The 13,665-nt window shown below is 38.2% G+C and carries 15 protein-coding genes; 7 read left to right on the top strand and 8 right to left on the bottom strand.

From position 1 onward, the window contains the following. Window positions 1–557 precede the first annotated feature (557 nt). Window positions 558–2,291, top strand: coding sequence for a BCCT family transporter (locus OA91_RS02065; protein WP_063337832.1), 1,734 nt, complete (start codon window positions 558–560; stop codon window positions 2,289–2,291). 268 nt (window positions 2,292–2,559) lie between these two features. On the opposite strand, the gene OA91_RS02060 is transcribed toward OA91_RS02065, so the two are convergent. The 4 genes from OA91_RS02060 to OA91_RS02045 all read right to left on the bottom strand — a co-directional run bounded on the left by OA91_RS02060 (window position 2,560) and on the right by OA91_RS02045 (window position 6,349). Then, a complete protein-coding gene (locus OA91_RS02060) occupies window positions 2,560–2,784 on the bottom strand; it encodes a hypothetical protein (RefSeq protein WP_063337831.1) in 225 nt (74 codons plus the stop codon). A 255-nt stretch (window positions 2,785–3,039) separates the two neighbouring features. Then, window positions 3,040–4,671: a methyl-accepting chemotaxis protein gene (locus tag OA91_RS02055; RefSeq protein WP_063337830.1), complete on the bottom strand. Its 1,632-nt coding sequence runs from the start codon at window positions 4,669–4,671 to the stop codon at window positions 3,040–3,042. 290 nt (window positions 4,672–4,961) lie between these two features. Next, complete coding sequence (locus OA91_RS02050) at window positions 4,962–5,186, bottom strand: hypothetical protein (protein WP_009831711.1); 225 nt, start codon at window positions 5,184–5,186, stop codon at window positions 4,962–4,964. A 14-nt stretch (window positions 5,187–5,200) separates the two neighbouring features. Further along, entirely contained in the window at window positions 5,201–6,349 is a 1,149-nt protein-coding gene (locus OA91_RS02045; protein ID WP_063337829.1) for a Na/Pi symporter, read from the bottom strand. 277 nt (window positions 6,350–6,626) lie between these two features. Between OA91_RS02045 and OA91_RS02040 the strand changes: the two genes are divergently transcribed. The 3 genes from OA91_RS02040 to OA91_RS02030 all read left to right on the top strand — a co-directional run bounded on the left by OA91_RS02040 (window position 6,627) and on the right by OA91_RS02030 (window position 8,047). After that, window positions 6,627–7,049, top strand: coding sequence for a hypothetical protein (locus tag OA91_RS02040; protein WP_063337828.1), 423 nt, complete (start codon window positions 6,627–6,629; stop codon window positions 7,047–7,049). A gap of 223 nt (window positions 7,050–7,272) precedes the next feature. Next, on the top strand, window positions 7,273–7,722 hold the full coding sequence (locus OA91_RS02035) for a hypothetical protein (protein WP_063337827.1): 450 nt from the start codon (window positions 7,273–7,275) through the stop codon (window positions 7,720–7,722). After that, window positions 7,709–8,047 carry a hypothetical protein gene (locus OA91_RS02030; protein WP_063337826.1) on the top strand — a complete coding sequence of 113 codons (339 nt, stop codon included), beginning with the start codon at window positions 7,709–7,711 and terminating at the stop codon, window positions 8,045–8,047. Before OA91_RS02035 ends, OA91_RS02030 begins: the two co-directional genes overlap by 14 nt. 129 nt (window positions 8,048–8,176) lie before the next feature. On the opposite strand, the gene OA91_RS24675 is transcribed toward OA91_RS02030, so the two are convergent. Beyond that, a complete protein-coding gene (locus tag OA91_RS24675) occupies window positions 8,177–8,305 on the bottom strand; it encodes a hypothetical protein (RefSeq protein WP_269447889.1) in 129 nt (42 codons plus the stop codon). Between the two features lies 1 nt (window position 8,306). Then, entirely contained in the window at window positions 8,307–8,456 is a 150-nt protein-coding gene (locus tag OA91_RS24185; RefSeq protein ID WP_157203809.1) for a hypothetical protein, read from the bottom strand. Between the two features lie 364 nt (window positions 8,457–8,820). On the opposite strand from OA91_RS24185, the gene OA91_RS02025 reads away from it, so the two are divergent. Beyond that, window positions 8,821–9,942 carry an FAD-dependent monooxygenase gene (locus OA91_RS02025; RefSeq protein WP_063337825.1) on the top strand — a complete coding sequence of 374 codons (1,122 nt, stop codon included), beginning with the start codon at window positions 8,821–8,823 and terminating at the stop codon, window positions 9,940–9,942. An 89-nt stretch (window positions 9,943–10,031) separates the two neighbouring features. Here the strand turns inward: OA91_RS02025 and OA91_RS02020 are convergent, their stop codons facing one another. Further along, window positions 10,032–10,910 carry a hypothetical protein gene (locus OA91_RS02020; protein ID WP_231870287.1) on the bottom strand — a complete coding sequence of 293 codons (879 nt, stop codon included), beginning with the start codon at window positions 10,908–10,910 and terminating at the stop codon, window positions 10,032–10,034. A 285-nt stretch (window positions 10,911–11,195) separates the two neighbouring features. Between OA91_RS02020 and OA91_RS02015 the strand changes: the two genes are divergently transcribed. Beyond that, entirely contained in the window at window positions 11,196–12,143 is a 948-nt protein-coding gene (locus tag OA91_RS02015) for a substrate-binding domain-containing protein (protein ID WP_197477700.1), read from the top strand. 69 nt (window positions 12,144–12,212) lie between these two features. On the opposite strand, the gene OA91_RS02010 is transcribed toward OA91_RS02015, so the two are convergent. After that, complete coding sequence (locus OA91_RS02010; protein WP_063337823.1) at window positions 12,213–13,106, bottom strand: LysR family transcriptional regulator; 894 nt, start codon at window positions 13,104–13,106, stop codon at window positions 12,213–12,215. 130 nt (window positions 13,107–13,236) lie between these two features. Between OA91_RS02010 and OA91_RS02005 the strand changes: the two genes are divergently transcribed. Further along, the gene (locus tag OA91_RS02005; protein ID WP_063337822.1) at window positions 13,237–13,665 is read left to right on the top strand and encodes a carboxymuconolactone decarboxylase family protein; all 429 of its coding nucleotides are present in this window, start codon (window positions 13,237–13,239) and stop codon (window positions 13,663–13,665) included.

The raw sequence follows: 13,665 nt of genomic DNA, 5'->3' as shown, positions 1-13,665 counted from the left end.
TTTTTAATTATGCGGCGATGAAATTAATTTCATCAGATGAGTAAGGTTAAATTATTAATGACTAATTCTTTGGGGCTTAATTGAATTAAAGAAGGTTTTGGTTTTTTATTTTTGTCTAAGTTATTGATTTAATTTGTTTAGTTTTATTGTTAGTCAATGTCGATAAAATTAATAATAAATTAACCCCTCCCTTAGAAAACTAACGTGCAGAATGCAGAGTGCCACACTTTCTCATTTATTGAGTAACATAAGAATTACTTATGTCTTGGATTAGTCTGGCTAGAGTTTACGCATTTTCAAAACATTGCCACTATAACTTTACGATTGTTATTCATGTCATCTATTGAGACGTTTTAATTGTAAAAAAACCGATTGAGTGATTACAAAAATAACTATCTATGGAATTTGTTATAGATAAAAAAATAATAATGGGAGGAAAAGGCTACGAGGTTACCATGGAGTTTATTTAGTAAGTCACATCGAAAGATGAGATTTATTCAAAGGCTCCTTAATTTAGCAATGTCGTTTTAAACAACTTGGAAATTAAAGGGTAAATCATGATATCGGATGAAGAAATAAACGCACGAATATCCAAAAGAGGGATATTGAAGGGGTTAGATTCTACACTTGGCATTACCGCATTAGTGATGGTGGTTGGGTTAATACTATACACAGTCATCTTGGGCGATATAGCCAGCGAGCAGTTTCTCGGTTTAAAAAGTTGGATTGAAAGTACCTTAGGTTGGTATTACGTTCTCATGATTTTTATGTCGTTTGTCGTCTGTACATATTTCATGTGTTCTAAAATTGGCAATATAAGACTAGGACAAGATGATGAAAGGCCCGAGTTTAGCAACTTTGCTTGGTTCTCCATGTTATTTGGAGCGGGTACAGGTGCTGGCATGCTTTTCTTCTCTATGTCAGAGCCTTTGATTCATTTTGCAAGTGGTTGGAGTGGTGGTAACCCATTTTTGAGTGCTGAAGTGAAAATGGCGGTAGCGACATTTTTTGAGGCTAAACAAAATACTTTAGAACAAGGCTTAGTTCCTGGCGAAGCAGGTTTTCCTGTACCAAATGATTTAGTTGCAGAAGCTGTTGCAGGTGGTCTTAAACTGACCATCTTTCATTGGGGCTTAACAGCATGGTCTATGTATGGCGTAGTGGGTTTGTCATTGGCTTATTTCGCTTTCCGTAAAGGCTTGCCTCTATCAATTCGCTCTGCTTTATATCCTTTGATTGGTAACCGTATTTACGGCCCAATTGGACACGTTGTTGATATTTTAGCCGTATTAGGGACGATTTTTGGTATTGCCACTACCTTAGGCTTAGGTGTTCAACAAATTAGTGCAGGTTTAATCTCATTAGGCTTGTTAGATGAACCTTCTCAAATGGTTACTATCTGTTCCATCGTATTGATTACTTTTATTGCCATTGTATCGGCGACAAGTGGTGTTGCCAAAGGCATCAAAATGCTATCAACATTCAATACATGGGTTTGCGTTATCATTTTGTCATATTTCTTAATCGTGAGTAACGCAAACTACTTATTAGCAAATACCTTAACGGCCATGGGAGACTTCGTTTCAGAGGCTATTTCCATGACGCTATGGACAGCTCGTAGCCCTGAAGAAAGAACGTGGCAAGGTGGTTGGACTATCTTCTATTGGGGGTGGTGGATTGCTTGGGGTGCGTTTGTTGGTATGTTTATCGCGCGTATTTCTCGTGGCCGTACTATCCGTGAGTTTATCATTGGGGTCATGTTTGTTCCCTCTACTGTTGCGCTCATTTGGTTTGGCATCATTGGCTCTGCTGGTATGTATGAAGCCATTTATGGTGCTGATATGACCATCTACAATACCGCTGTAAACAACTGGGATTATGCCGGAACACTTTACGCCGCGTTTGATGTATTAACACCAGGTATAGCGGCAACCATTGCTAAAAGTGCTGCGCTACTCGTTGTTATTATCTTCTTTGTTACGTCTGCAGATTCAGGAACCTTAGTATTAGGTCGACTGCTTTCATTTGGCCGCAGGCCACCTATACAGCAACGTATATTGTGGGGCTCTATTCTTGGTATCGTGACTTTAGTGATTCTACTAATGGGGGGAGATCAGGCAATGAGGGCTCTGCAAGCGGCTTCTATTGCCGGTGCATTACCTTTCTCTTTCGTTCTAATTGCTATGGTGATTGGCTTATTCAAGTCATTAAGAAACGAAAGTGAATCCGTGGTTGAAAATGAAGAGCACATCAAGGCTATGATTGAACGAGAAGTCGCTGATATGTCTTAAATATTCATTGATTAAACAGAGCAACATGATTCATAACCGTTACTTGATGGTACAGTTATGAGTCATGTTCTTTTCATTATCGTTTTACCTGCACAGCTTTTCTCTCATTCTAACTTCCCTCAATTACACGTAAATCGAACTGGTTTTTTAGGATTCGTTCAAGGATGGGAAAGCACATACTTTTTTAGCTATATAAGACAAACTTTCAGTGGACTTATCAGTTAACAATATAGGCCCTTGCAATGAACAAGGGCCTTTGTCTTTTTTGCTATTTTTTCTTCTTGGCTTCATCTAATAAGTAGGCAATAAAGTTCTTTATTCCCACTAGGTTAAATTCAGCACTCTTCATGTGTTGGTCTAAATCCATTATTTCATGTTCTTGTTGTAAGAGTTCTCGACGAGCGACTTCTTCCTTTAATTCTGACAAGGTTTGCTGAGTTTCATCAATTAACTTGTTTAATCTTTCTGTGGTTAAAACTTGTAAATTACTCATGTCATTTCCCTTTATTAAACTAAGCTACTGACGCCGAGGCATACGGCAGGTAATTACCATGGACAGGCAACGTAATCTTACCTGTATTCAAGCCAAGACTAGTTTGATTAGATTCACTCAAGGATGAGGGATCTAAGAACGCGCTTAAGCGTAAATCCCTCGATTTTAGATTGAATGATTTTTATCTATCTTTTATCAGTTTTGGTTTAAACCGTGAGAGCTTTTGTCTCTCACGGTTTAAGACGTGTTTGATGCTTAAACTTTAAATTTACTTACTTGAGCATTGAGCTCTGATGCAAGTGTCATTAGTTGGTCGCTAGCACCTGAAAGCTGCTCAGCGCCTTCGGCTGAGTCATGCGCTGAATTACTAATCCTTGTAAGAGAGCCATTGATCTCTTCGGAGACGGAATGTTGTTGCTCACTGGCTAAAGCAATATGAGTATTCATGTCTGTGCTGTTACCAATCGACTGTGTAATATCAATAAAGCTTTGGCTAGCCTCTGTTGCTTTAGCACCGACTTGTTCGGTCTCTTCTTTACTTGTTTTGACAGCTTCAACTGCGATACGTGTGCCTTGTTGAAGCTTTTCTATGGTTGTTCGTATTTCTGTCGTCGAGGTTTGTGTTCTTTGTGCCAGTGTTCTTACTTCATCTGCAACAACTGCAAACCCTCGCCCTTGTTCACCTGCTCGTGCGGCTTCTATGGCGGCATTAAGTGCAAGCAGGTTGGTTTGTTCAGCAATGTCATTAATGACATTAACAACTGAGTTTATGCTGAGAGTGTCTTCATCAACAGATTTAATTTGATTGGCTACATTCTCCATATTTTCTATGAGAGCATTTGCTGCATGGACAGTACTTTCCATGACTGTATTACCGCTGTTAGCCTGATTCTGCATGCTTTTTGCGTTTTGATTTGCCTGTTCAGCATGATCCGCGACATCTAGTGATGTTGAAACCATTTCATTCATTGCGCTGGCAACTTGCTCTATCTCAACTCTTTGGTTATTTATATTTTTACCTGCAAGTGAGCTAATTGAAGTCATTTGAGATGCGGCATCAGAAAGCTGGTGAATAGCATTGCCAATGCCTGAAATGAGTGAGCGTTGTTGCTCTTGCATGCTATTGAAATTATTGGCCATTTTTGCCAGTTCATCTTGACCTTTGCTATCAACACTCACTGTGAGGTCGGACTCAGTCGATACTTTGTACATCGCATTATTGAGCACATTGAGTGGGGCATTAATTGATTTATTAATGAGATACCCTGTAGCAATGAGTACAACAATAATCAGTGTAGTTAGAAGCCAAAGTAGTATTTGTTGGTCTTGGTAAACGGATTGAATATTCTCACGCTCTTGCTTTGCAACTGCCAACTGTAAAACAACTAGCTCTGTAATTTTTTCACTTATAGGATCTATGGTTTTATATAGAGGTCCATTAAATGCGCTGAGCTTATTTTCTAGATTTGTTTGTTTCGAATTTTGTAATGCTTTTTCTAGTTCATCTAATGAGCGGTTTGCATCAACAAATAGTGATTCTGCCTCTTTGGCTAATTTGGCTTCCTCTTGTGTAAGGGTTGTCGCCATATATTTTTGCCATTTTAGCTTAATTTCTTCTCTGGCTTGTTGTACCCCCGTAAGTGCCTCTGGTGCTGTCATTAGGCCTGCATCTGCTTTGTTTACTGCATCGATAACAAACACGGCGTAGTTGTCAGCGATTGTTTTTAAGTCTTCAAGAGGTACGACTCTGTCTTCATATATTCGACCAACGCCTTCATTGGCTTGTTTTAGACCTGATAAGGAAATTATGACAACGGCAATAATGCCAATTAGGGGGAGTAAGGAATTAAAGTTTAGCTTAGTTTTTATAGTTAGATTATTAAGCAAATGTAGCTCTCCTGTCAGATATTGATATCACCAGAGATAATAAGCCATAGAATGTAAATGAATAATGAATTATTAATAAGACATTACAGAAATGTTTCTATAGTAAATTAATGTAAGAATTGATTTGTATTGGAGCTCGGTTACCTTAAAAGAGGCTTTAAAGGCGACATTTTCCCGACACTCGACATAAGCAACAGCGTTCTATATATCTTCTAGGATAACCATCCAGAAATGACTACGGACAGAAATAAAAAAGGCCCTTGCAATGAACAAGGGCCTTTGTCTTTTGGCTATTTTTTCTTCTTGGCTTCATCTAATAAGTAGGTAATAAAGTTCTTTATTCCCACTAGGTTAAATTCAGCACTCTTCATATGTTGGTCTAAATCCATTATTTCATGTTCTTGTTGTAAGAGTTCTCGACGAGCGACTTCTTCCTTTAGTTCTGACAAGGTTTGCTGAGTTTCATCAATTAACTTGTTTAATCTTTCTGTGGTTAAAACTTGTAAATTACTCATGTCATTTCCCTTTATTAAGCTAAGCTACTGACGCCGAGGCATACGGCAGGTACAACAAAAAATACAGCTAAAATATATCCAAGTGCAGCAAACTTATTTTCGGCTGCTGTCTCACCTAATAACTCTGCCGCTTTAACAGGTAAGTCCCTTAACATAGGTAATCCGAAGATCACGAGAACCCCTAAAATATTATAGGTAAGGTGGATAAAGGCGATTTGTAATGCCGCTTCTGCGTTACCTGTTACAGCAGTCGCTGCCAATACGGCAGTCACACAGGTACCTATGTTTGCGCCTAAGGTAAAAGGGTAGATATCTTTCAGTTTGAATGCGCCAGAGCCAGCCAGTGCTACCATTAAAGAGGTGGTTGTAGAGGATGATTGAACAAGAATGGTCACTAATGTACCTGATGCTATCCCTGAAACAGGGCCACGGCCAATCGCGGTATGCATGATGTTTTTAGCCCTACCGACCATGAGCTTTTTCAGCAATTTACCAACCATGGTGATAGAGATAAAAATAAGCACTATTCCTAAAATAATCAGGGTGATACCACCAATCTGATCACTTAAAGAATGAGTCACTTCCTTAAAGGTATTTACCACAGGTGCAGTCGCAGCCTTCACAAAGTTAAGGCTTTTGATTGAACTATCCCCAGCACCATAAAACAAGCCAGATAACCATGCCCCCATTTTCTCTAATACACCAAAGGCAATCTCCAGCGGTAGAAAAATAAGTACAGATAAAAGGTTAAAGAAGTCGTGTACTGTGGCAGCTGAAAAGGCCCGTTTAAACTCTTCTTTTGCTCTGACATGGCCTAAGGAGACAATTGTGTTTGTAATAGATGTCCCGACATTGGCTCCCATTACCATAGGCACAGCCAGCTCAACAGGTAATCCGCCTGCCACTAAGCCCACAATAATAGAGGTTACTGTCGAAGATGATTGAATAAGCGCTGTTGCAACAATACCGACAACAAGGCCCGCAAAAGGGTTACTAGCAAAAGCAAAAAGCTCCTTAGCTTGGCCACCTGCCGCCATTTTAAATCCACCACCTATCATGCCAACAGCACAAATAAGTAGGTAAACTAATAGGGCAACCATCGCCCACTGCATGTAGTTTTGATACTCGCTTTTGTTAGGAAGTACTGCCTGATTATTTTCCATAATAGCTATTTACCTAAGAATGAATGGTAAATGAATTCTATTTGTGGCGATTTACACTTATGTGACATTTAGGTGAAGAAATGATGTCTTTGGCTTGACTGAAAGGAGCTTGCAGAAATAGCCAGATCGTCAATTTATTACCCTTAAACTGAATTAGATAGGTGCCAAAGTTGAAGTGATTAATGAATGGTGCTTTCTAAATGATTGTCCTGACTAAATAGCTAAGAGAGTATATAATTGCCGCTTTATTAGTTTTTATGGATAAAGGCTAGATTTTATGATTATTGGTCCACCATTTTTCTTGATCGCTGTTGTTGTATTTCTGCTTTACTTCTTTGTATTAATTTTTGCTGGTGGCGGAGTTTTAAAAGCTTCAAACAAGTTATTTCCTTTTATTCAGCTGAACAGTCCGATTAAAGTTATCTTACAAGCTTTATTTTATACTGTAATTTTTCGCACCTTTATCTTTTTTCTAGAAATACCGTATGTGATGGTTTATAAAAGATCATTGTTTGAATTACCTTTTACACTCTATTTCTTTGTAATAGGATCTATCGTTTTCTTGATAAAAATAAATTATGAAGGAGAAGTGTATAAAAGGATTTTATGGTCAATTCTGCTTTCTGCAATAGCTTGTTTGGTTGTAATAGGTTTGCTAGATATAGTAGAAAGAGTTTTTTTAATGGCTATTAAAGAATGATTTCTTGGTTAATTGATTTGAAAAATACATAAATTTACTTGTTTCAATAAAGTTTACTAACTGACTGTATACTTTTAATTTTTTGCTTTTAGAATGCTGTTAACTCTTAATTTTTTTTTAAAAAGAGGATTCTTAGTGTTTGAAAATAAATTTACATTTAAATTAAAACTTTAAATCATTTTTATAATTGAACTTTTGCTTTCTTAAAAGGATTTACTACGTAATGTTTAATAGCTCAAAAGATGATCATCTTTCATTAATTTGCCCTGATTGTAATACAAAGACAAAGGTTAAAAATGAAAAGGGTGTTGAATGTACTTCACCTGACTGTAAAACCTCTTTTAGAGGAATGGTTTTTAAACGTAGGAAACTGCTTAAAAAATCTTCAGCCTATTTGATTGTCGCTGGTGCAATAGGTGGAATAGTTATAGAAAACAGTATAGAAGATACAAGGTTGCCATACGCAGCAGAATACAGACTTATGGATTTATGCTTAAATAGCCGGTCAGGTATGGTTGATGTTGATAGATATTCTGAAAGAATAGAATCTTGCTCATGTGCAATTAGAAAAGCTGTAAATACGCTGGGTGTGGCAAGAGATAGAAATGAGCCTGATGAAGTTTTAGAAGCTTTTTCATATGAAGTTAAGGTTGCATCTAATGAGTGTAGATAAAGCAGACTTAGTAGAAGTAGAAAAGTTCTTAGATCTAATTAAGTCAATGAATATCTCAAGGCGTAAAATTTGCTTGCTAGTGGCTTCTGATGAGTGCACTGATGATGAGAATGAAATTAATACAATCAGTGAAAAATTTAGAAAAAGATTAAGTAGAAAGTCGATTAGTAAATTTGAATTAACTTTAATGCAAGATATCTTAGCAAAACAAACTGAGTATACTAAATCTAATCAAGTAAATATAAGTCGAGAAAAAAAATTGTTTAAAGATGCTGATTTTGAAAGGTCGCTATCTTCTATTTTTAGAGAGTTCCATACTAAATAAAAAGGGTTGTCAGTTGACAACCCTTTTTAGCAAGCCTTTATTTTGGAGGGTTATTGCCTCGTCCACCACCAGAAGGATTACCTGTAGTACTTGGTCCATTATGTGGTCTTGGTGTTGATCCCTTACTCATTAGTTTTCTCCTTGGTAATTATCATTGTTTGGGTTATGGGCATCAGCCCAATCGTCCATGTCTGCATCATTATTTGGGTTATTAATATCTGACCAAAGGTCTAGTTCATCATCTGTCATATCAGACATATTAATCTCCTTTTTTTAGATTTTTTGCTGCTGATGATTGTGCTTTGGCAGGAAAAGATCCTTTAGGTGTTTTTCCATTATTTTGTTTTGCGTTTGCTGACTGAATACGTGCAGCAGCGGCCGGTGTCATTGGTGTTTTAGTTTTAGTCATTTCAAATTTCCTTATGTTTTGTTAATTGCTTTATTAGATGTACCCGCTGGTACTCTTTGAAAGCAAGTTAACTATAAATGGTCGCATGGGGACATCTGGGGACATTTGGGATGTACAGAGTTAATTATTTAAAAACAGTATTTTTCAGGTGCTTCATCTTTCAAAAAAAACTATAAATTAAATTTATTTCACCTTTTCTTGAGCTGGATTATGAAAAAGTGAATGTTTGCTCATTTCACTTTATGAGTTAGCTAGAATTTATTTATCAGCCTTTTTGGCTAAAAAGTGGAGAGTTATCACAATCTCTTTTTGGCCAAGCAATTCGTTTTTTTAAGGTTAAGTAAGGTTAAGGAGTCAATTCGGTATGCTACAAACGCATTATGATGTGGTGATAATTGGGGGAGGGCCTGCTGGGCTTGCCACTGCTATAGGTATTGCTTCTGACCTTCTTACTTCTAATACGAAGGCTAAAATACTGCTTATCGATCAGCGCTCAAAAGACCATCAAAGAATAGGGGAGAATGTCCCTTCTGATATTTCAGTGTTATTACAAAGGTTAGGGGTTGAGTCTGAGTTCTCAAAAGGCGGTCACGAGCCTTGCCCAGATTTTGCTTCTGTCTGGGGAGGTAAAGAGCTTCTTTATAACTATACGGTTGTTAGCCCTTATGGCCACTCTTGGCGACTTAATCGCCACTCTTTTGACTTAACTTTAGTGAATAAGGCCAAGGCATTGGGTGTTGAAATCGTTTGGAATACCCGTTTTATTGAGGCGAGTAAGCGTAAGCAAGATGGGCATATTGCTTACGAGCTTTTCCTGCAAACAGACTCTCAAGAAACCCGTTCAGTTAAAGCTAATTTTGTTGTTGATGCCACAGGTAGCAAGGCAAGCTTTGCTAAAGGCTTAAATGTTAAAAAAACGCTAGATGATAAGTTAATTGCAATCGTGCATTTTGCCGAGCTTGAGCAGCCCCATAAAGGCAAACAAGTGAGAATAGATGCTACGAACAATAGTTGGTGTTATCACACGTTAATGCCTCATCAAAAAGTAATGAGTATGCTGATTACGGACCCGTCTGAGCGAAAGGCGCTCGAAAAAGATAACTATCATGCGTTTAAAACTCGTTTAGCCAAGCCGCTTTGGGTAGGCGATAAGGCCCAGGAGATAGAACTAACCAATGAGAGTTATCACACTTATATGATTAATTCTGGTTTATTAGAGCAGGTTGAAGGTGAAAACTGGATTGCTGTTGGTGATGCGGCTTCAAGCTTTGATCCTATAGCAGCACAAGGTATCTACAAAGGCATCAAACACGGCATATTCGCCGCCGAAGTCGTGCTAGCCAAACTAAAAGGTATTGCACCTCAAATGAATTATGGTGACATGATTAAGCAGGATTACCGACAATACTTGAGGAATAGAGCCCATATTTACCAGCTAGAGCAACGCTGGCCTGACAGTGAGTTTTGGCAAAAGCGGTCGAAGTAGGGGGAGATAAGGTTAGACATCCATAGTGCTTTTTAAGCAAAGAATGGATGTCTTTTATAGATATCTTTAGTAAATAGAAATATTAATGATCACTGCACTTGTGCAATAAGGCGAGCTTTGGGTTTTAACTCTTTTATCAAGTCTTTGCTCTTATGTAGGTGGATACTAAAAACATTATCATCAACATTCATTAAATCATTTTGTTCAGATTTTCCTGTTAATTTTCCATTTTTTGGAGCCCCTCCTTCACCTCCTCCGTTAACCTTAGAGTAATCTATTAGCTCTAATGCGCTTTTAGAGAACCTAAACTCGACAAGAACATCATCTTTGTTGTCTTTTTTGGATTTATAAAAATAGTGCATTGCCTGGCCAAGAGAGCCTCCATGACCATACAAAATATCTTTTAGATCTCCACTTTCTTTATAATTAACCCAATCTGCCTTGGGCATAGTGCGGTATATGACTAAATTTTTGTTACGACCACTCGCCGAGCCACCGAAGTTATCGTCAGTTTTTTTAAATTGACCGTCATGGTGCGGAATGCCTGCAATATTATTAAATTTTAATAGCTTGAGCTTTATATCCTGAGCTATCTGCCTATAAAGATCATTCTTGTCAGCGAAGCTGTTCTGGCTGTTATGCTTGCGGAGAGAGGCTAGAATATCTGATTCAAATTGTGTTACTTCCACATCTGGTAACTTTAACTCGTAATAATCTTTAATAGCAGAATTCGTGGCTGCATTTGTGTTCTTTTTGAAAACTTTATCTTTTAATTCTCGCCAGTGATTAAGCCGAGGCTTTACACCTGCTTCAATATCTTCTAAAAAACTGTCTTCAGTATGCTTAAACCATTCATTACCAACCAGTATTTTTCTTTGTATTAGAAGCTCTTGAGATAAATTTCTCTTTGTATTTAATCGTTCTTTTCTTTTAATGGTTTTAACTTTTTTATCCAGTAGTTTATGCATTGTTGAGGCCTCTCTTATAAAGTCAATACTGTGTAAAAAGCAAATGTGCTTCTTAACTTCACCCATAGCTCACTTTAATAAGCCTCACTCACTAATACGCCGCCATAACAACGGTAAATACTTGGAGATAAGTGTTTTTAGAAGCAATTGGAGAGTTTTTCTTGTTCACCTAGCTGTCACTTTGCCTCATTTACAATGCATTACTTTTTTATTCCTAATACCCCAGTTTATGAGGGTGAATAGGCCTATAGTTTAAAGAGTGATTTGTATTTAAGGATGTCGTCAATGAGAGCTTTCTCTCTGCTGGGTACTGTTAAATCGGCTGTATTTTCAGTGTCTCTGGTTATGTCTTTCCCACTTATGTCTCAGTGTATTGGGGTGGTTACCGCAGGGGGTGGCGATGGTTTTTGGGGAGAGGTAAAAAAAGGAGCTGAAACCGCGGGGAGGGAACTTTCAGTGAAGGTTTTGGTAAGAGGCGCAGCGGATGAAGTGGATAGTAAATCTCAAGCTAAAATTATTCATTCTATGATGTCTATTGGTTGTGAGGCTTTGGTGCTAGCGCCTAACAACAGTAAACGAAATAAAGATGTTAAATCTCTAAAAGAAAAAGGCATTTCCACTGTGTTTATTGATAGAGACACAGGGGGAGAGCGGGTGAGTGTGATTAAAACGGATAACTTTAAAGCGGGCTATCTTGCAGGCCTTGAAATGGCGAATGCGCTTGCGGGCTCTAATAAGAAGCGCGTGGTTTTACTGAGGATGGATCAAAAGGTTATCAGTACGCGATTACGTGAAGAGGGCTTTATCAAAGCGGCTAAAGAGAAAGGTTTGAATCTCATCTTTGAAGGCTATTTAGGCACAACCATAGGCCAAGCAAGAGTTAATTCAATCAGATTTCTTAAAGGGTTAGACGAATTTGAAGGGGTGTTTACACCAAATGAATCGACTAGTGTCAGTGTGTTGGCGAGTTTAAAACAATTAGGTTTAGAACAGGATGTTAAGTTTATTGGCTTTGATAGCCATGCCCTTATGATCAAAGCGGTTCAAGAAAAGAGTATGCAAGGCTTTATCATTCAAAATCCCTTTTTGATGGGCTATCAAGGTGTTAAAACAGCCCATGCCGCGAGGTTAGGTAAAACCATAGATGCATCTGTAGAAGCAGAGGTTATCTTTGTGGATGTGAGTAATATCAAGCAAAAGAAAATCCAAGAAATGCTGGGTTTGAAGGATTAATTATCCTGATCCAATATTTTGGCTCTTCTTCAAGTCAGACTCTTTCTGGTTAGTGTTTATTTCCATCTGTTATTTAAGAGTAATATGCTCACTGATGTAATCCAAGAAACAACGCATTCTTGGGTTAACCTCGTTATCAGAGTAAAAAACAGCATATATTGGAATGGATTCAGGTTGAATGTCACTTTCTAAAATAGGGCGTAAGTGCCCCGTCTGAACATCTGCGTTTACCGTAAATCTTGATAAACAGGCGATTCCACAGCCTTGTATTGCTAACTGACGCAGGGTTTCTCCATTGTCCGCATACGTTTTAGGCACTATGTGTATCGCATTTTTGTTTTTATCCTGAAGCGGCCATACATTAAGCCTATCGGGTTTAACAAAGCCTAAACAATTATGCTGTTTTAAGTCGCTTGGGGACTTAGGCAATCCGTATTTATCAATATAACTAGGAGAGGCATAAAGTTGTCTGCTGGTTTCTCCTAGCTTGCGTGCTTTAAGGGTTGAGTCTGTTAAATGGCCAATGCGAATAGCAATATCCACTTTACGTTCAATTAGATCAATATTGGATTCGGTCGAAGTCATGATCACAGTGACATCTGGGTATTCCTGATTAAAGCCTGCGATAAGTGGAGCAATAGCATGCAGCGAAAAAGGTGTGGCAGCATCAACCACTAATCGTCCTGCTGGTGCAGCTGTACGTTCGCCAAGTTGGGACTCGACTCTCTGACCTTGGGCAATCATGGCACTTGCTTCATTAAACAGCCATTGGCCTTCTTGTGTTAATTGTGTCTTGCGAGTAGTTCGATTGAAGAGGGTCGTATTGAGCTTGTTTTCCAGCTTCTTGATTGTGCGGCTGACTACTGAGGCGGTTACCCCAAGCTCTTCGGCAGCCTTACTAAAGTTGCCGCAATTGACTGTTGCTACCAACATTTCTAATTCTTCAATCTGAATCTTAAGCATTTAGATGTTCCATTCTATTTATGCAATTTACGAATAACTCTTGTTCTTTTGAGGCTATTCTAGCATTAATCGACTTTGGTTAAAGTGAGCACAAGTTAACAATTTGTCCATTCACTTTTGAGGTAACACTATGACTCGTGTAGATATTCAATCTATTGAACCAAATGCATATAAAGCCATGTTTGAACTAGAGCAGTTTATTGACCAATCCTCACTCTCTAAAGAGACTCAAGAGCTGGTAAGGCTTAGAGCCTCTTTGATTAATCAATGTCACTTTTGTATCGGGATGCATACTTCTGCTGCAGAAAAACTCGGCATTGAAAAGGGGAAGCTTGAAGCGCTGAAGGCTTGGCCAGAAAGTGCATTGTTTAATGGAAAAGAAAAAGCCATTTTAGCCATGACAGATCATGTCACTGAGTTATCGAGTAGACATGTCCCTGATGATATTTATGAACCTTTAAAGCAATACCTTTCAAACTCGGAAATTGCCCAGCTCATTATGCTGATAGTGACGATTAATGCTTGGAATCGCATTGGTGTGGCAACGGCTATGGCCTAA

Source organism: Marinomonas sp. SBI8L (assembly GCF_001624705.1).
Classification (GTDB): Bacteria; Pseudomonadota; Gammaproteobacteria; order Pseudomonadales; family Marinomonadaceae; genus Marinomonas.
The sequence above is the reverse complement of the archived record's forward strand: the minus strand, read 5'-3'. Positions and strand labels throughout refer to the sequence as shown.

What these genes read in the sequence shown, in the direction of transcription:
- OA91_RS02065 (WP_063337832.1), top strand. Translation starts at nt 558, where the DNA reads ATGATATCGGATGAAGAAATAAACGCACGAATATCCAAAAGAGGGATA.
- OA91_RS02060 (WP_063337831.1), bottom strand. Translation starts at nt 2,784, where the DNA reads ATGAGTAATTTACAAGTTTTAACCACAGAAAGATTAAACAAGTTAATT.
- OA91_RS02050 (WP_009831711.1), bottom strand. Translation starts at nt 5,186, where the DNA reads ATGAGTAATTTACAAGTTTTAACCACAGAAAGATTAAACAAGTTAATT.
- OA91_RS02045 (WP_063337829.1), bottom strand. Translation starts at nt 6,349, where the DNA reads ATGGAAAATAATCAGGCAGTACTTCCTAACAAAAGCGAGTATCAAAAC.
- OA91_RS02040 (WP_063337828.1), top strand. Translation starts at nt 6,627, where the DNA reads ATGATTATTGGTCCACCATTTTTCTTGATCGCTGTTGTTGTATTTCTG.
- OA91_RS02035 (WP_063337827.1), top strand. Translation starts at nt 7,273, where the DNA reads ATGTTTAATAGCTCAAAAGATGATCATCTTTCATTAATTTGCCCTGAT.
- OA91_RS02030 (WP_063337826.1), top strand. Translation starts at nt 7,709, where the DNA reads ATGAGTGTAGATAAAGCAGACTTAGTAGAAGTAGAAAAGTTCTTAGAT.
- OA91_RS24675 (WP_269447889.1), bottom strand. Translation starts at nt 8,305, where the DNA reads ATGTCTGATATGACAGATGATGAACTAGACCTTTGGTCAGATATTAAT.
- OA91_RS24185 (WP_157203809.1), bottom strand. Translation starts at nt 8,456, where the DNA reads ATGACTAAAACTAAAACACCAATGACACCGGCCGCTGCTGCACGTATT.
- OA91_RS02025 (WP_063337825.1), top strand. Translation starts at nt 8,821, where the DNA reads ATGCTACAAACGCATTATGATGTGGTGATAATTGGGGGAGGGCCTGCT.
- OA91_RS02020 (WP_231870287.1), bottom strand. Translation starts at nt 10,910, where the DNA reads ATGCATAAACTACTGGATAAAAAAGTTAAAACCATTAAAAGAAAAGAA.
- OA91_RS02015 (WP_197477700.1), top strand. Translation starts at nt 11,196, where the DNA reads ATGAGAGCTTTCTCTCTGCTGGGTACTGTTAAATCGGCTGTATTTTCA.
- OA91_RS02010 (WP_063337823.1), bottom strand. Translation starts at nt 13,106, where the DNA reads ATGCTTAAGATTCAGATTGAAGAATTAGAAATGTTGGTAGCAACAGTC.
- OA91_RS02005 (WP_063337822.1), top strand. Translation starts at nt 13,237, where the DNA reads ATGACTCGTGTAGATATTCAATCTATTGAACCAAATGCATATAAAGCC.